General features: G+C 69.4%; 16 protein-coding genes. 5 read left to right on the top strand and 11 right to left on the bottom strand.

Annotation, left to right across the window (positions count from 1 at the left end; all coding sequences use genetic code 11):
- Positions 1 to 4: 4 nt before the first annotated feature.
- Complete coding sequence (locus D3H34_RS11590) at positions 5 to 838, bottom strand: pseudouridine synthase (RefSeq protein WP_119553606.1); 834 nt, start codon at positions 836 to 838, stop codon at positions 5 to 7.
- A gap of 81 nt (positions 839 to 919) precedes the next feature.
- Between D3H34_RS11590 and D3H34_RS11585 the strand changes: the two genes are divergently transcribed.
- From D3H34_RS11585 to D3H34_RS11565, 5 genes are all read left to right on the top strand, one after another.
- Entirely contained in the window at positions 920 to 1,990 is a 1,071-nt protein-coding gene (locus D3H34_RS11585) for a bifunctional nicotinamide-nucleotide adenylyltransferase/Nudix hydroxylase (protein ID WP_119553605.1), read from the top strand.
- Positions 1,991 to 2,055: 65 nt separating this feature from the next.
- The gene (locus tag D3H34_RS11580) at positions 2,056 to 3,501 is read left to right on the top strand and encodes a nicotinate phosphoribosyltransferase (RefSeq protein ID WP_119553604.1); all 1,446 of its coding nucleotides are present in this window, start codon (positions 2,056 to 2,058) and stop codon (positions 3,499 to 3,501) included.
- Between the two features lie 91 nt (positions 3,502 to 3,592).
- Entirely contained in the window at positions 3,593 to 4,735 is a 1,143-nt protein-coding gene (locus tag D3H34_RS11575) for an MGDG synthase family glycosyltransferase (protein WP_119553603.1), read from the top strand.
- The gene (locus tag D3H34_RS11570; RefSeq protein WP_119553602.1) at positions 4,732 to 5,226 is read left to right on the top strand and encodes a hypothetical protein; all 495 of its coding nucleotides are present in this window, start codon (positions 4,732 to 4,734) and stop codon (positions 5,224 to 5,226) included. The genes D3H34_RS11575 and D3H34_RS11570 overlap by 4 nt, the downstream gene beginning before the upstream one ends.
- Before the next feature lie 106 nt (positions 5,227 to 5,332).
- A complete protein-coding gene (locus D3H34_RS11565; protein WP_119553601.1) occupies positions 5,333 to 6,454 on the top strand; it encodes a zinc-binding dehydrogenase in 1,122 nt (373 codons plus the stop codon).
- Between the two features lie 252 nt (positions 6,455 to 6,706).
- Here the strand turns inward: D3H34_RS11565 and kdpE are convergent, their stop codons facing one another.
- The 10 genes from kdpE to D3H34_RS11520 form a co-directional block, all read right to left on the bottom strand.
- Positions 6,707 to 7,408, bottom strand: a complete 702-nt coding sequence (kdpE, locus tag D3H34_RS11555) for a two-component system response regulator KdpE (RefSeq protein WP_119553599.1) — start codon at positions 7,406 to 7,408, stop codon at positions 6,707 to 6,709.
- A gap of 13 nt (positions 7,409 to 7,421) precedes the next feature.
- Positions 7,422 to 10,166, bottom strand: coding sequence for a DUF4118 domain-containing protein (locus tag D3H34_RS11550; RefSeq protein ID WP_119553598.1), 2,745 nt, complete (start codon positions 10,164 to 10,166; stop codon positions 7,422 to 7,424).
- Between the two features lie 15 nt (positions 10,167 to 10,181).
- A complete protein-coding gene (locus tag D3H34_RS34655; RefSeq protein ID WP_286185635.1) occupies positions 10,182 to 10,316 on the bottom strand; it encodes a hypothetical protein in 135 nt (44 codons plus the stop codon).
- On the bottom strand, positions 10,306 to 10,659 hold the full coding sequence (locus tag D3H34_RS11545; RefSeq protein ID WP_119553597.1) for a hypothetical protein: 354 nt from the start codon (positions 10,657 to 10,659) through the stop codon (positions 10,306 to 10,308). Before D3H34_RS11545 ends, D3H34_RS34655 begins: the two co-directional genes overlap by 11 nt.
- 16 nt (positions 10,660 to 10,675) lie before the next feature.
- A complete protein-coding gene (kdpC, locus tag D3H34_RS11540; protein ID WP_119553596.1) occupies positions 10,676 to 11,281 on the bottom strand; it encodes a potassium-transporting ATPase subunit KdpC in 606 nt (201 codons plus the stop codon).
- 13 nt (positions 11,282 to 11,294) lie between these two features.
- Entirely contained in the window at positions 11,295 to 13,394 is a 2,100-nt protein-coding gene (gene kdpB, locus D3H34_RS11535) for a potassium-transporting ATPase subunit KdpB (RefSeq protein ID WP_119553595.1), read from the bottom strand.
- A gap of 10 nt (positions 13,395 to 13,404) precedes the next feature.
- On the bottom strand, positions 13,405 to 15,204 hold the full coding sequence (kdpA, locus tag D3H34_RS11530) for a potassium-transporting ATPase subunit KdpA (RefSeq protein ID WP_119553594.1): 1,800 nt from the start codon (positions 15,202 to 15,204) through the stop codon (positions 13,405 to 13,407).
- Position 15,205: 1 nt separating this feature from the next.
- A complete protein-coding gene (kdpF, locus tag D3H34_RS11525; protein WP_056576794.1) occupies positions 15,206 to 15,304 on the bottom strand; it encodes a K(+)-transporting ATPase subunit F in 99 nt (32 codons plus the stop codon).
- Positions 15,301 to 15,441 (bottom strand): hypothetical protein, encoded by a 141-nt coding sequence (locus D3H34_RS34235; protein ID WP_167481176.1) that lies wholly within the window; start codon positions 15,439 to 15,441, stop codon positions 15,301 to 15,303. The genes kdpF and D3H34_RS34235 overlap by 4 nt, the downstream gene beginning before the upstream one ends.
- A 113-nt stretch (positions 15,442 to 15,554) precedes the next feature.
- The gene (locus D3H34_RS11520) at positions 15,555 to 15,914 is read right to left on the bottom strand and encodes a hypothetical protein (RefSeq protein WP_119553593.1); all 360 of its coding nucleotides are present in this window, start codon (positions 15,912 to 15,914) and stop codon (positions 15,555 to 15,557) included.
- Positions 15,915 to 15,919 lie beyond the last annotated feature (5 nt).

Raw genomic sequence — 15,919 nt, 5'->3', positions numbered from 1 at the left:
ATCTTTAGAACTTCTCGTGCGGCGCCAGGTAGCGCCACTGCCCCACCGGCAGGTTGCCGAGCATCACGCGGCCGATGCGCACGCGCTTCAGGCCCACCACCTTGAGGCCGACCAGCTCGCACATGCGGCGGATCTGGCGCTTCTTGCCCTCGGTGAGCACGAAGCGCAGCTGCTCGGGGTTCTGCCACTCGACACGCGCCGGCTTGAGCGCCTGGCCGTCCAGGCTCAGGCCGTGCCGCAGCCGGGCGAGCATGGCGGGCGGAAACACCGCCTGCACGTTGGTGGTGACCGGATCGTCGTCGTCCAAACGCACCAGCTGGCCGGTGGGCGCGGGCTCGCCCAGGCCGTGATAAGCCACGCGCACGAGGTATTCCTTGTCCATCACCGAGTCTTCACCGATGAGCTGGCGCGCGATGCGGCCGTCCTGCGTCATCACGAGCAGGCCGGTGGAGTCGATGTCCAGCCGCCCGCACGGCGCCAGGCCGCGCAGCTGCTGCGGGCTGAAGAAGAAGCGCGCGTTGTCTTCCGCCCAGCGGTTCTGCGGGGTGAACAGCATGACCGCCGGGTCGTGCCCGTCCTCGGCCTGCCCGCTCACGTAGCCGATGGGCTTGTTGATGAGGATGGTGACCTGGTTCGCCTGCTGGCCCTTGGCGGCCTTGTCGACCTCGATGCGGTCGTTGGGCGTGACCTTCACGCCCATCTCGGCGGGCTTGCCGTTGACGCGCACCCAGCCCTGCGCGATCCAGTCGTCGGCCTCGCGGCGCGAGCACAGGCCGAGTTCGGCCATGCGTTTGTTCAGGCGCACGGCGCCGGTGGGGGATGAAGAAGGCTCGGTCATTGCTGCTTGCTCGATGTGCGGGAGCGATGCTATCCTGAACGCAGACGCGAGTTGATCGCGTCATTTTTGGGGGATTCCCAAGTGAGCACACGCAAGTACCCGTACGCCATCGTCATCGGGCGTTTTCAGCCCGTCCATTTCGGTCACCAACGACTCATCGAAGAAGGCCTTCGCGCCGCCGAACGGGTCATCGTGGTGGTCGGCTCCGACCGCAAGCCCCGCAGCGTCAAGGACCCGTTCACCTTCGACGAACGCGAACGCATGGTGCGCGCCTGCCTGCGCGGCACCGAGCAGATGCGCGTGAGCGTGGTCGGCGTGAGCGATTCCCCCTACAACGACCAGCTCTGGATCGCGTCGATCCAGTCGGCCGTCGACCGCCTGATCCAGCAGGACGGCCATGCGCCGGGCAAGGCCCGCGTCGCGCTGGTCGGGCACCTGAAGGACGCCTCGAGCTATTACCTGAAGCTGTTCCCGCACTGGGAGTTCGTGGGCCACCACAACGTCGAGAGCCTCAACGCCACCGACGTGCGCAGCCTCTATTTCGACCCCGAGCACCGCGGGCAGCTCGCGCGCGCCGACCTGCCCGACGGCACGGCCGCCTTCCTCGAGCAGTTCACCCACACCGCCGACTACGCCGCGCTGTGCGAGGAACGCGCGTTCCTGGTCGACTACCGCGACAAGTACCGCTATGCGGGCAGCGAGTTCCCGCCGATCTACACCACGGTCGATGCCGTGGTGGTCGAGGCCGGCCACATCCTGCTCGTGCAGCGCAAGTTCCATCCCGGCAAGGGCACGTGGGCGCTGCCCGGCGGCTTCGTCGGCCAGCACGAGCGGCTGCAGGACGCGGCCGTGCGCGAGCTGCGGGAAGAAACCCGCCTGAAGGTGCCCGTGCCCGTGCTCCACGGCAGCATGAAGGCCAGCCACGTGTTCGATGCCCCTGACCGCTCGCAGCGCGGCCGCACGATCACGCACGGCTTCTTCTTCGAGCTGGCGCACAACCAGTGGACCGGCCTGTCGGACGTGCGCGCCGACGACGATGCAGCCGAGGTCCGCTGGGTGCCGATCGCCGAATTCCTGGGCATGCAGGAGCACGTCTACGAAGACCACTACTTCATCGCGAATCATTTTTTGGGAGGCCTGGGAAAGAACTGAACCACCAGGCCATGTCAGCAAGAACGGCCCCGGTTGACGGGTGCCACAGTGAAAGGAGCTTTCACATGAACCGCCATCTCACCTCCACGCCCCTGGGCAACAACCTGCTGCTGCGCACCGACTCCTACAAGGTGTCGCACTGGATGCAATATCCGCCCGGCACGCAGACCGTCTACAGCTACATCGAGTCGCGCGGCGGGCTCTTCACCCACTCGCTCTTCTTCGGCCTGCAGGCCTACCTGCGCGAGTACCTGCAGACGCCGGTGACGCACGCCGACGTCGAGGAAGCCGCCGCCCTCATGGCGGTGCACGGCGAACCCTTCAACCGCGAGGGCTGGCTGCACCTGATCGAGAAGCACGGCGGCTTCATGCCCGTGCGCATCCGCGCGGTGCCCGAAGGCAGCGTGACGCCGGTGCACAACGTGCTCGTCACCATCGAGAACACCGACCCCGAGTTCTTCTGGGCCACGAGCTTTCTCGAGACCGAGCTGCTGCGCGCCATCTGGTATCCCACCACCGTGGCCACGCTGTCGGCGGCCGCGCGCACGATGCTGCTGCGCTACCTCGAGGCGACCTGCGACGACCCGCAAGGGCAGATCGCCTTCCGGCTGCACGACTTCGGCGCGCGCGGCGTGTCGAGCCTCGAATCGGCCGCGCTGGGCGGCCTGGCGCACCTGGTGAACTTCATGGGCACCGACACGCTCGCCGCGCTGGTGGCCGCGCGCCGCTACTACGACTGCGACGTCGCGGGCTTCTCGATTCCCGCCGCCGAGCACAGCACCATCACCGGCTGGGGCCGCGAGCACGAGGCCGATGCCTACGGCAACATGGTCGACCAGTTCGGCAAGCCCGGCGCGACCTTCGCGGTGGTGAGCGACAGCTACGACATCTTCAACGCCTGCGCGCGCCTGTGGGGCGAGGAACTCAAGGCCAAGGTGGTGGCCTCGGGGGCCACGCTGGTGGTGCGGCCCGACTCGGGCGATCCCGCCGAGACCACGCTCCAGGTGGCGCGGATCCTGGCCGATCGCTTCGGCACCACGACCAACGCCAAGGGCTTTCGCGTGCTGAACAACGTGCGCATCATCCAGGGCGACGGCGTGACGCTCGACTCGCTGCGGCTGTGCCTGTCGAACTTCTATCACAACGGTTTCTCGACCGAGAACATCTCCTTCGGCATGGGCGGCGGGCTGCTGCAGCAGGTCCACCGCGACACCATGCAATGGGCGATGAAGTGCTCGGCCATGCAGGTGAACGGCGAATGGCGCGACGTCTACAAGTCGCCCGTGGGTGACCGCGGCAAGGCCTCGAAGAAGGGCCGGCTCGCCCTGGTTCGCGGTGAAGACGGCGGCGTGCAGACGCTGCGCGAGGAGCTGCGCGCACCGGACCAGCCCGACCTGCTGCGCACCGTGTACGAAAACGGTCGCATCGTCGAAAGCACCACCTTCGAGGCGGTGCGCGAGCGGGCCGCCGAAGGCGCGAGGCAACTCATCACCTCGCGCGCGCCCCTTTGACCCCGGAGCGAGACATGTGTCACGCCGGCCCCGGCCGGCGGGCGCCGGCTGTCACGGGGCTTGACCATAATCCGCGCAAACCGCCGAATCCATGACCAAACTCCTGATCCTCAGCGTGAGCGCCGGCAACGGCCACGTCCGCGCCGCCCAGGCACTCGAAGCCACCCTCGCCCAGTCGTTCGCGCCGCACACGGCGGTCCACGTCGACGCCATGGCCCATGTGCCGGCGGGCTTTCGCAAGGTGTACACCGACTGGTACCTGCAGCTGGTCAACCGCGCGCCCGAGCTGTGGTCGTACCTGCACCAGCGCACCGATGTCACGCCGCACCACGCGCCGTCGCAGCGACTGCGCCGCGGCATCGAGCGCCTGAGCACCGTCGCGCTGGTGCGCGAGATCCGCCGCGCCAAGCCCGACGCCGTGATCTGCACCCACTTCCTGCCGGCCGAGCTGCTGATGCGCGAGCGCAACCGGGGCCGCCTCGAGTGCCCCGTGTGGCTGCAGATCACCGACTACGACCTGCACAACATGTGGCTGGTGCCGGGCATGACGGGCTACCTCGCAGCCACGGAAGAGGTCGCCTTCCGGCTGCGCGCGCGCGGCATTCCGCCGGAGCGCATCCATGTCACCGGCATTCCGGTGATGCCCGCGTTCTCCGAACCCGACGCGCCGGAAGTCGCACACGCCGCCTGCGCGAGCGCGCTGGGGCTGGACCCCGCACGACCCGTGCTGCTGATGGCCTCCGGCGGTGCCGGCGTGGGCGATCTGCCGAGCATGGTGGAGCGCGTGCTGGCGCTCGGCGGCGACACGCCCTTCCAGGTGATCGCCGTGGCCGGCCGCAATGCGGAGGCCCACGCACGGCTCGAGGCGCTGTCGCAGCGGCATCCGGGCCGCGTGGTGGCCGTGGGCTTCACGAACGAGATGCACAAGATGATGGCCGCCGCCGACCTCGTGGTGACCAAGCCCGGCGGCCTCACGGTGTCGGAGTGCCTGGCGCTGGGCAAGCCGATGCTGCTGATCTCGCCGATTCCGGGACAGGAAGAGCACAACGCCGGTTTCCTCATGGAAGAAAGCGCCGCCTGGCTGGCCTACGATGCCATCGGCCTGGACTACAAGGTCGCGCGCCTCATGGCCGACCCCGCCAAGCTCGCGGCCATGGCCGCGCGCAGCCGCGCACTGGGCAAGCCGCAGGCCGCGCGCGCGGTGCTGCAGCGCGTGCTGGGCGCGAAAGAATGAGCCGCGGCGTCGCAGAGCCCCAACCCGGCATCGGCCGCACGCTGATCTACCTCGCGTGGGTGGTGACGATGGCGTTCTTCTTCGCCAACGCCGAGATCCAGATCGAGGGCGGCGCCGGCTGGGCCACCTCGCTGCCCACGTGGCGCATCGAGAACAACATCTGGCTCGACCTCTTCTGGGGCGGCCGCGCGATGACGGGGTACCACGCCTGGGTGTTCACCTTCATGATGCTGGTGTTCTTCTCGCCGCTGGCCTTCCAGGGGCGCTGGACGCTGCGCGACTGGGGGCTGGCGCTCGCGGGGCTGATCGTGTTCTGGGTCTGCGAAGACTTCCTGTGGTTCCTCATCAACCCGGCGTTCGGGTTCGAAAACTTCAATCCCACCAAGGCCTTCTGGCACAAGCACTGGCTGTGGGGCGCGCCGGTGGACTACTGGGGCGGGCTCGCGGTGGCGTTGCTCATTCTGGTGCGCCGGCACTGGCCGCGCCGATAGCGCGAAGGGGTGTCCGCAAGGCGCCAGCAGCCTGCGACACCCGCTCCTATACTGGCCGCCCCGTGGCCGATGGCCATCTCCGAACGACCTTTCACAGGAGCTCTCCATGGCACTCCAACTGCGCTCCCTCGTTCGCTCCAACGGCGAACTCGAACTCTCGCTGCACGACGATCCGATCCCCGAACCGCAGGCCCACGAGGTGGTGATCCGCGTCGAGGCGTCGCCGATGAATCCGTCGGACCTGGGCCTCTTGTTCGGCGCCGCCGACATGAGCACGGCCGTGGCCTCGGGCACTGCCGATCGCCCGGTCGTCACGGCCACGGTACCCGAACGCGCACGCGCCTCGATGGCTGCACGGCTCGACCAGTCGATGCCCGTGGGCAACGAAGGTGCGGGCGTGGTGGTGAAGGCCGGCTCGTCGCCGGCCGCACAGGCACTGCTGGGCAAGACCGTGGCGGCCATCGGCGGCGCGATGTATTCGCAGTACCGCGCGGTGGCCGTGCCGATGTGCCTCGAACTGCCGGCAGGCACCACGCCGGCCGAAGGCGCATCGTGCTTCGTGAACCCGCTGACCTCGCTGGGCATGGTCGAGACCATGAAGCGCGAAGGCCACAAGGCGCTGGTGCACACCGCAGCCGCATCCAACCTCGGCCAGATGCTCAACAAGATCTGCCAGAAGGACGGCATCGACCTCGTCAACATCGTGCGCAAGCCCGAGCAGGAAGCGCTGCTGCGCGGCATCGGCGCGAAGTACGTGTGCAACGCGAGTTCGCCGGACTTCCTCGAACAGCTGACCGATGCGCTGGTCGCCACCGGCGCCACGCTGGCCTTCGACGCCACGGGCGGCGGCAAGCTCGCCGGCCAGATCCTCGGCTGCATGGAAGCGGCGCTGAACCGCACCGCCAAGGAATACAGCCGCTACGGCTCGACCACGCACAAGCAGGTCTACATCTACGGCGGCCTCGACCGCAGCCCGACCGAGTTCGTGCGCAACTTCGGCATGGCCTGGGGCATGGGCGGATGGCTGCTGTTCCCGTTCCTGCAGAAGCTCGGCGACGAGGGCACGCAGCGGCTGCGGGCGCGTGTGATCGCGGAGCTGAAGACGACGTTTGCGAGTCACTACACGCGGGAGGTGTCGCTGGTCGAAGCGCTGCAGCTGGATGCGATCGGGGTGTATGGGAAGCAGGCGACCGGGGAGAAATTCCTGCTGAATCCGAACAAGGGCTGATCGGGCACGCGCTTGTTGGGGAGCGCCCGACAGGCGGCACGGCGCGGTCGGCCCCACTATGCCGGCCGCTTCGCGGCTCCCCTGCGGTGCTCGCGTTTCGCGGGGTCTCGCAGAACTCGCTGCGCTCAAACAGCTGCGAGCCCTGATCCGCGAAACACTGCGCTCCTCGGCGGCACAGAGGGGCCGCCCACACCGCACCGCCTGCCGGGCTCTGTGGGTGAATGAACGCCCCGCCCCTCGTTTCGCTTTTTTTTAGACGACGAGCCGGTACCCCACCGCCGTCTCCGTCAACAGATGCTTCGGCTGCGCCGGATCGGCCTCCAGCTTCTGCCTCAGATGCCCCATGTAGATGCGCAGGTAGTGGCTCTGGTCCGTGTGCGATGGGCCCCACACCTCGCGCAGCAGTTGCCGTTGCGTGAGCACGCGGCCGGCATTGGCCACCAGCACGGAGAGCAGGCGGTACTCGGTCGGTGTCAGGTGCACTTCCGCGCCCGCGCGGCGCACGATGCGTGCGGCGCGGTCCAGTTCGATCTCGCCGAAGCGGAACACGGCTTCGGCGGCGGGCTCGTCGCCGTTGCCGCTCGCGGCGCGTGGGCGGCGCAGGTTGGCGCGCACGCGGGCCAGCAGCTCGCCGGTGCCGAAGGGCTTGGTGAGGTAGTCGTCGGCGCCGGCGTCGAGGGCGGCGATCTTGTCGGCTTCGTCGGTGCGGGCCGACAGCACGATGATCGGCACCTGCGACCATCCGCGCACATCGCGGATGAGCGACACGCCGTCGCCGTCGGGCAGGCCCAGGTCGAGCACCAGCAAATCGGGTTGCCGCGTGCCGGCGGCTGCGAGTCCGTCGCGCAGGGTGCCGGCCTCGTGCACCTGCCAGCCTTCGGCCTCGAGCGCGCCGCGCACGAAGCGGCGGATCTGCGGCTCGTCTTCGATCACGATGGCGGTGGGGGACGGCATGGGTGGGCTGGGTTCAGAGTTGCGCTTCTGCGGGCTCGGGTGGCTCGCGGCGCGGGAGGGTGACGGTGAATTCTGCACCGCCGTCGCGCGCATTCGCCGCCGTGATCTCGCCACCGTGCGCGCTCACCACCGCGCGGCAGATGGCCAGGCCGAGGCCGACGCCGGGCGTGGCGGACTCGGCCTCGCCGCGCGTGAACTTGTCGAACAGCGTCTGCTCGCGGCCCTGCAGCGCGGCCGGCAGGCCGGGACCGTGGTCGCGCACCGTGAGCACCAGCGCGGCGGGCTCGGCGCGCGCGCTCACCTCGATGGGCGCGGCACCGTACTTGGCGGCGTTTTCCAGCAGGTTGACGAGCACGCGCTCGATGAGCACGGCGTCGAACTCGACCAGCGGCAACTCCGGGTCCCAGGCGGTCTGCACGGCGATGCCACGCAGCGCGGGGCGCGCGGCGCGGATCGCGGCGCCCACCACTTCCTCGACCGACTGCCAGTCGCGCCGCAGGTTCACCGTGCCGCCGGCCACGCCGCTTTCGAGGCGGGCCATGTCGAGCAGGTTGCTGACCAGCGCATGCAGCGCGTGGGCCTGCGCGACGATGGCGCGCGCGGCCTCGCCGTGTTCCTCGGGCGGCAGGGTCTGCAGCGATTCGGCCAACGCGATCAGCGCGGTGAGCGGCGTGCGCACATCGTGCGAGATGGCGCCGAGCAGTGCGTTGCGCAGGCGCTCCGACTCCATCTCGACCACGGCGCGCTGCGCCACCTCGACGTAGTGCACGCGTTCCAGCGCGATGGCGATCTGGCGCGCCAGCGTGTCCAGCTGCTGCGCCTGCTCGGGAATCATCAGCCAGCGCGGGCGGGCCGGGCACAGCGCGAGCACGCCGCGCACGCGCATCGGCGCGCGCAGCGGCACGTAGTGCCAGGGCTGCGCCGCGAGCGTGGCGGTGGCCAGGCCGGCGCTCTGGCCGTGGCGGAAGGCCCAGTCGGCCACCTGCGCGTCGAAGCCGGGCGGCGGGTCGGCGGGGGGCACGAGCTGGTCGGCCGCGTCGGTGACCAGCACGCGCGCATGGCCGCCGAAATGGGCCTGCACGGCGGCAGTGCCGAGCGTGACGACCTGGGTGCTTTCGAGCGCGGCGGAGAGTTCGCGCGTGAGCTCGAACAGCGAGCGCGCGCGGCGCTCGCGGCTGGTCGACACGCCGGCCGCGAAGCGCAATCCGGCCGTGAGCTGGCCCACCAGCAGGCCGACGCCGAGCATCACGGCGAAGGTCAGCAGGTACTGCACGTCGCTGACCGCAAAAGAGAGGCGCGGCGCGACGAAGAAGAAGTCGAAGGCCGCCACGTTGAGCATCGCGGCCAGTGCCGAAGGCCCACGCCCGAAGCGCATGGCCACGCCCACCACGCCGAGCAGGAACAGCATGACGATGTTGGACAGCTCCAGCACGCCGGTCAGCGGCGTGCAGAACAGCGTGAGCGCGATGCTGGTCGCCGCCGCCCAGGCGTAGCCGGGCCAACGGGCATGCGCGCGCTCATCGTCTTCGTCGTCGGCACGCGACGCCGCGAACGGCGACTGCGACAGGCGGCGTGCGCTGTCGACGCGGCCGACCTCGAGGATGTCGAGTGCCGGTGCCCGCTGCGCCAGTGCACTCGACAGTGGCACTGCTGACTTGGCCCAGCGCCGCCAGCCGGTGACGGGCTCGGTGCGCCCGATGACCAGCGTCGCGCAGTTGAGGCGTCGCGCCTGCTCCGACAGCTGCTCCGCCACATCGGCGCCGGTGAGCACGGCGGTGGCCGCGCCCAGTTCTTCCGCCAGCTTGAGCACGGCGAGGATGCGGTCGCGCTCCGCCGCGTCGAGGCGCTGCAGCCGCGGCGTCTCGACATACGCCGCATGCCAGCGCACGTTGAGCTGGCCCGCGAGCCGCGCCGCCGTGCGCACGGTCTGCGCGGCGCCCTCGTGCGGGCCGACGCAGGCCAGGATGGCGCCCGAGGTGTTCCAGGCCTGCAGCGCGGCGCCGCCCTGCCCGTTGCCGCCGGGGCCCGACTGCTCGACGCGCCAGCCGCGTACATCGTCCTCGACGTGTTCGGCGGTGCGGCGCAGGGCGATCTCGCGCAGCGCGATGAGGTTGCCCTTGCGGAAGAAGTTCTGTGCGGCGCGCTCGGCCTGTTGTGGCAGGTAGACCTTGCCGGCGGCGAGCCGCGCCGTGAGTTCGTCGGGCGTGACGTCGACCAGCACCACCTCGTCGGCCTCGTCGAGCACGGTGTCGGGCACGGTCTCGTGCACGCGCACGCCGGTGATGGCGCCGACAGTGCCGTTGAGGCTTTCGAGGTGCTGTACGTTGAGCGCCGACCACACCTCGATGCCGGCGGCCAACAGCTCCTGCACGTCCTGCCAGCGCTTGGCGTGGCGCGAGCCGGGCGCGTTGGTGTGGGCCAGCTCGTCGACCAGCAGCACGGCGGGCTTGCGCGCGAGGGCCGCGTCGAGGTCGAACTCGGCGAGCGTGCGACCGCGGTAGGGCAGCTCGCGCAGCGGCAGCGTGTCGAGCCCCGCGAGCAGCGCGGCGGTCTCGCTGCGGCCATGGGTTTCGACCACGCCGATGAGCACGTCGCGCCCCGCCTCGCGCTCGCGCCGGGCGGCGCTGAGCATGGCCCAGGTCTTGCCCACCCCGGCGCTGGCGCCGAAGTAGATGCGCAGCTTGCCGCGCAGCGCGCGTGCCTCGTCGCTGCGCAGCTGGGCCAGCAGGGCGTCGGGGTCGGGGCGGGTCTCGGGCATGGGAAGGCGTGCAGGTTATCGCATCGGCGGCGTTTTCTTGTCGCGCCGCGCATGTCGGCGTGCGGTGCGCGACAGCACCCACCACGCGAAGCCCAGCGGCACGAACAGTGCCGCCATGGCCAGCAGCACGTGCAGCAGGTCAGAGACCATGGCGCAGGCCGCAGCGCGCGAGGTGCTCGCGCCAGCTCACGAGTCGGCCGATCTCACCCGAGGGCACGCACTCGATCAGGCAGTGCAGCACCTCGGCGTAGCGGGCGGTCGGAAAGCGGATCATCAGGCGCACGCAGGGTGCATCGCTTTCCTGCGTGCTGCAGGCATGCAGCAGCGGCTCGCAGCGCACCACCCCGGCCTCGGCGCAGGCAGCGATGCTGCGGCGCACGCGCAGCGCGTCGGCGCAGCAGACGGTGACGTCGAGCACATGGAACTGCGTCGTGCGCGGCGCGAGCGGACTTCGCACCACGCTGGGGTGTTCACGGTAAGCGGCATAGGCCATGGTCTTTTCTTTCTCCTCAACGCACCGTCGAAGCAGTCGAAGCATCAAGCGCCAGGTTCAGCGCCAGCACGTTGACGCGCGTTTCGCCCAGCACGCCCCACAGCGGCTTTTGCGTGTTCTGCACGATCAGCGCATTCACCTGGTCGAGCGACACGCCGCGTTCGCGCGCCACACGGGCGGCCTGGTAGTGCGCGGCGGCGGGGCTGATGTCGGGGTCGAGCCCGCTGGCCGAGGCCGTGACGAGGTCGACCGGCACCGGCGCGGTGTTGCCCGGGTCAGCTGCGCGCAGCGCTTCGACGCGCGCCTTCACCGCATCGGCCAGCGTGGGGTTGAGCGGCCCCTGGTTCGAGCCGCCCGAGGCGCTCGCGTTGTAGGGCTGCGGCGCGGTGGCCGACGGGCGGCCCCAGAAGTGCTTCGGGTCGCTGAAGTTCTGGCCGATGAGCGTGGAGCCGATGGGCTTGCCGTCGCGCACGATCAGGCTGCCCGCTGCTTGCGCCGGGAACACCGCCTGCGCGGCGCCGGTGACGGCCGCGGGGTAGATCAGGCCGGTGAGCGCGCTCAGCAGCGCGAAGAGCACGAGCGCGGGGCGCACGATGCCGCCGTTGTTGTTGCTGTCTTTCATGATGAAGAACTCCTCAGACCAGACGGACTGCAACCAGCAGCCAGTCGATCAGCTTGATGCCGATGAAGGGAACGAGCAGGCCGCCCAGGCCGTAAATGGCGAGGTTGCGGCGCAGCAGCGCGGCAGCGCCCACGGGCCGGTAGCGCACGCCCTTGAGCGCCAGCGGAATCAGGAACACGATGACCAGCGCATTGAAGATCACCGCCGACAGGATGGCCGACGACGGGCTCGCGAGCTGCATCACGTTGAGCGCACCCAGCTGCGGGTAGGTCGAGACGAAGATCGCCGGAATGATCGCGAAGTACTTCGCCACGTCGTTCGCGATCGAAAAAGTGGTGAGCGAGCCGCGCGTCATGAGCAGCGCCTTGCCGGTTTCCACCACCTCGAGCAGCTTGGTCGGGTTGGAGTCGAGGTCGACCATGTTGCCGGCCTCCTTCGCGGCCTGCGTGCCGCTGCCCATGGCCACGGCCACGTCGGCTTGCGCGAGCGCGGGGGCGTCGTTGGTGCCGTCGCCGGTCATGGCGACGAGGCGGCCTTCGGACTGGTACCTGCGGATCAGCGCGAGCTTGTCCTCGGGCGTGGCTTCGGCCAGGAAGTCGTCGACGCCGGCTTCGGCGGCAATGGCGGCGGCCGTGAGTTTGTTGTCGCCCGTGATCATCACGGTCTTGATGCCCATGCGGCGCAGCTCGGCAAAGCGGTCGCGGATGCCGGTCTTGACGATGTCCTTGAGCTCGACCACGCCGAGCACGCGGTTGCCTTCGGCCACGGCCAGCGGCGTGCTGCCGCGGCGTGCCGTTTCTTCGGCGGCGCGCAGCATCTCGGCCGGCATGGTGCCGCCGAACGATTCGACATGGCGGCGCACCGCATCGACGGCGCCCTTGCGCAGCAAGATGGCGTCGGTGTCCAGACTGTTGGGCGCGGCCGGCAGGTCGACACCGCTCATGCGGGTCTGTGCGGTGAACGGCACATAGCGCAGCACTTCGACAGAGGCTGCCTCCAGCCCGTCGCGACGTGCCAGCTCGACGATGCTGCGCCCCTCGGGCGTTTCATCGGACAGCGAGGCGAGCATGGCAGCGCGTGCGAGGCGGCCCTTCGGCACGCCGGGTGCGGGCAGGAAGGCACTGGCCTGGCGGTTGCCGTGCGTGATGGTGCCGGTCTTGTCGAGCAGCAGCACGTCGACGTCGCCGGCCGCTTCCACGGCGCGGCCCGAGGTCGCGATCACGTTGGCCTGCATCATGCGGCTCATGCCGGCCACGCCGACGGCCGACAGCAGGCCGCCGATGGTGGTCGGGATCAGGCACACGAGCAGTGCGACCAGCGCGGTGAGCGACACCACGGTGCCCGCACCCGCCGCCTCGACGCTGAACACCGAGAACGGCAGCAGCGTGACGGTGACCATCAGGAACACGATCGTCAGCGCCACCAGCAGGATGGTCAGCGCGGTCTCGTTCGGCGTCTTGTGGCGCTTGGCCGCTTCGACCATGCCGATCATGCGGTCCAGGAAGGACTCGCCCGGGTTCACCGAGATGCACACCACCAGCCAGTCGGACAGCACGCGCGTGCCGCCGGTGACGGCCGAGAAGTCGCCGCCCGATTCGCGCACCACGGGTGCCGATTCGCCGGTGATGGCGCTCTCGTCGACCGAGGCCACGCCTTCGATGACCTCGCCGTCGAGCGGGATCACGTCGCCGGCCTCGACCAGCACGACGTCGCCCTTGCGCAGGTTGGGTGCCTGCTCGGGCAGCCACTGCGCACCATGGTGCGGCTCATGCAGCTTCTTGGCCCAGGTGTCCTTGCGCAGGCCGCGCAGCGATGCCGCCTGCGCCTTGCTGCGGCCTTCGGCCAGCGCTTCGGCGAAGTTGGCGAACAGCACGGTGAACCACAGCCACACGGTCACGGCCAGCACGAAGGCGGGCTTCATGCCGGTGTCGCCGGGGAAGCTCAGCGCATGCACCCAGAGCAGCGTCGTGAGGATGCTCCCGATGTAGACGATGAACATCACCGGGTTGCGCCACTGGGTGCGCGGATTCAGCTTGGCGATGGCGCCCCACAGCGCGGGCTTGACCAGCGCCGCGTCGAACAGCGAGAGAGAGGTTTTGGTTTTGACAGTCATGGTGCGCTCCTTACTTCCAGAGCACGAGGTGTTCGACGATGGGCCCGAGGGCCAGCGCCGGCACGTAGTTGAGCAAGCCGACCAGCAGCACGGTGCCGATCAGCAGGAAGACGAACAGCGGGCCGTGCGTGGGCAGCGTGCCGCTGGTGACGGGCAGGCGCTTCTTGGCGGCCAGCGCGCCGGCAATGGCGAGCACCGGAACGATCATCGCGAAGCGCCCGAGCCACATCGCCAGGCCCAGCAGGCCGTTGTAGAACGGTGTGTTGGCCGACAGGCCCGCGAAGGCGCTGCCGTTGTTGTTGGCAGCCGAGGTCAGTGCGTACAGCACTTCGGAGAAACCGTGCGCGCCAGGGTTGGCGATGCCGACCTTGCCCGCGCCCGCGCTCACCGCCAGCGCCGTGCCCGCCAGCACCAGGATCGGCGTGACCAGGATGGCGATGGAGATCAGCTTCATCTCGCGCACCTCGATCTTCTTGCCGAGGTATTCGGGCGTGCGGCCGATCATCAGGCCCGCGATGAACACCGCGAGCATCGCGAACACCAGCATGCCGTACAGGCCGCTGCCGACGCCGCCGAAGACGACCTCGCCCAGCTGCATCAGCACCATCGGCACCATGCCGCCCAGCGGCGTGAGCGAGTCGTGCATGGCGTTCACCGCGCCGCACGAGGCGGCCGTGGTCACGGCGGCGAAGAGCGCGGAGGCGTCGATGCCGAAGCGCACTTCCTTGCCTTCCATGTTGCCGCCGCTTTGCAGCGCGCTCGCCATCTGGTCCACGCCCAGCGGCGCCAGCAGCGGGTTGCCGGCCTGCTCGGCGGGCGTGACCGCGATCACGGCAACGACGAACAGCACCGTCATCGCCGCGAGCACGGCCCAGCCCTGGCGCAGGTCGCCGACCACGCGGCCGAAGGCAAAGCACAGCGCCGCCGGGATCAGGAAGATCGCCAGCATCTCCAGCAGGTTGCTGAAGGCCGTCGGGTTCTCGTACGGATGCGCCGAGTTGGCATTGAAGAAGCCGCCGCCGTTGGTGCCGAGCATCTTGATCGCTTCCTGCGAAGCGACCGGGCCCATGGCGAGCGTCTGCGTCTGGGTGGTGGCGTCTTCCATCACGGGCGCGCCCTTGTCGTCCTTCAGCGGCTGGCCGTCGGCACCGTTCTTCGGCTGCTGGAAGGCCGTGGCCTCGACCGTCTGCACGGTCTTGTAGGCGTCGAAGTTCTGGATCACGCCCTGCCCCGCGAGGCACAGTGCGAGCACGAACGAGATCGGCAGCAGCACCCACAGCGTGACGCGCGTGACGTCGGCCCAGAAATTACCGACCAGGCCCTTGCCGTCACCACGGCGCGCAAAACCGCGCACCAGCGCGAAAGCCACCGCGATGCCCGTGGCGGCCGACAGGAAGTTCTGCACCGCCAGGCCGAGCATCTGCGTGAGATAGCTCATCGTCGACTCGCCGCCGTAGCCCTGCCAGTTGGTGTTGGCCACGAAGCTCACCGCCGTGTTGAAAGCGGAATCGGGCGACACCGCGCCCATGCCGGCCGGGTTGAACGGCAGCGCGCCCTGCAGGCGCTGCAGGACGTAGAGAAAGATCGCGCCGATGGCGTTGAACGCCAGCAAGGCCAGCGCGTAGCGCAGCCAGTGCATCGACTGCTCGGGCTTCGTGCCCGCCAGTCGGTACAGCGGTGCTTCGACGCGCTGCATCCAGCGCGGGATGCGTTCGCCGCACAGCGCGGCCAGCAGCTTGCCGAGCGGCCAGGCCAGCACCAGCAATGCGCCGAGGAAAAGGGCCAGCAAGACCCAGGCCGAGGTTTCCATGTCAGAACTCCTCGGCGCAGATCAGCGCGAACACCAAGTACGCGAACAGGACCACGGCGACCAGCGCGCCGAAGCCATAGAGCACTTCAAGACCGATCACGACGCATCTCCCTGCGTGCGTGCATCTGCCGCAGCCTCGGACGGCTTGCGCGGCCCTTCGAGCCGGTTCAGCCCGACGACCATGGCCCCCACCACGACCCATAGCGCCAGCAAGGCGCTCAACCAGACGATGTCCATTCATCACTCCTGCAAACAAGACGGGATGAGTCTCGGCAGGCGTGCGTAAAACCGGGGGAAAGAGTGGGCGGGGGGGCGTAAAGAAAGCGTAAAAACGCCGTCCGGCGACAGGCTCAGCGCACCATCCACCGGCCGTCGTCACGCCGGCTGACGAAGTAGCCGGCGCGAGCAACGCCTGGGTCGTCGATGGATTTTTCGTTGACGATGTCCATCTCGCCGCGCGCGATCAGCCAGGTGCCGCCGCGCTTGCCGTTGGACCATTGGAAGCGGTGGAACCGCGCGTCGGAGCCGATGTAGAAGGTGTGCTGCAGCGGCGACGCGCCGTAGTTGCGGAACTCGGCGACGGGAATCTGCTGTGTCTCGCGGGCGGTGCCGCAGCCCACCGCAATGAGAAGCGCCACGACCGCCAGGGCCGCGACGCTGCCGCGCAGAAAGGGCCGGGTCGTCCCCGGCGCAGGCCGCGCGGCGCCCATGGCGG

The sequence above is a fragment of the Acidovorax cavernicola genome, assembly GCF_003581445.1.
This window is presented reverse-complemented; position numbering and strand designations above follow the sequence as displayed.

Bases quoted from the DNA above. Each gene is read 5' to 3' on its own strand.
- D3H34_RS11590 (WP_119553606.1), bottom strand. From the start codon at position 838: ATGACCGAGCCTTCTTCATCCCCCACCGGCGCCGTGCGCCTGAACAAA.
- D3H34_RS11580 (WP_119553604.1), top strand. From the start codon at position 2,056: ATGAACCGCCATCTCACCTCCACGCCCCTGGGCAACAACCTGCTGCTG.
- D3H34_RS11575 (WP_119553603.1), top strand. From the start codon at position 3,593: ATGACCAAACTCCTGATCCTCAGCGTGAGCGCCGGCAACGGCCACGTC.
- D3H34_RS11570 (WP_119553602.1), top strand. From the start codon at position 4,732: ATGAGCCGCGGCGTCGCAGAGCCCCAACCCGGCATCGGCCGCACGCTG.
- D3H34_RS11565 (WP_119553601.1), top strand. From the start codon at position 5,333: ATGGCACTCCAACTGCGCTCCCTCGTTCGCTCCAACGGCGAACTCGAA.
- kdpE (WP_119553599.1), bottom strand. From the start codon at position 7,408: ATGCCGTCCCCCACCGCCATCGTGATCGAAGACGAGCCGCAGATCCGC.
- D3H34_RS11550 (WP_119553598.1), bottom strand. From the start codon at position 10,166: ATGCCCGAGACCCGCCCCGACCCCGACGCCCTGCTGGCCCAGCTGCGC.
- D3H34_RS34655 (WP_286185635.1), bottom strand. From the start codon at position 10,316: ATGGTCTCTGACCTGCTGCACGTGCTGCTGGCCATGGCGGCACTGTTC.
- D3H34_RS11545 (WP_119553597.1), bottom strand. From the start codon at position 10,659: ATGGCCTATGCCGCTTACCGTGAACACCCCAGCGTGGTGCGAAGTCCG.
- kdpC (WP_119553596.1), bottom strand. From the start codon at position 11,281: ATGAAAGACAGCAACAACAACGGCGGCATCGTGCGCCCCGCGCTCGTG.
- kdpB (WP_119553595.1), bottom strand. From the start codon at position 13,394: ATGACTGTCAAAACCAAAACCTCTCTCTCGCTGTTCGACGCGGCGCTG.
- kdpA (WP_119553594.1), bottom strand. From the start codon at position 15,204: ATGGAAACCTCGGCCTGGGTCTTGCTGGCCCTTTTCCTCGGCGCATTG.
- D3H34_RS34235 (WP_167481176.1), bottom strand. From the start codon at position 15,441: ATGGACATCGTCTGGTTGAGCGCCTTGCTGGCGCTATGGGTCGTGGTG.
- D3H34_RS11520 (WP_119553593.1), bottom strand. From the start codon at position 15,914: ATGGGCGCCGCGCGGCCTGCGCCGGGGACGACCCGGCCCTTTCTGCGC.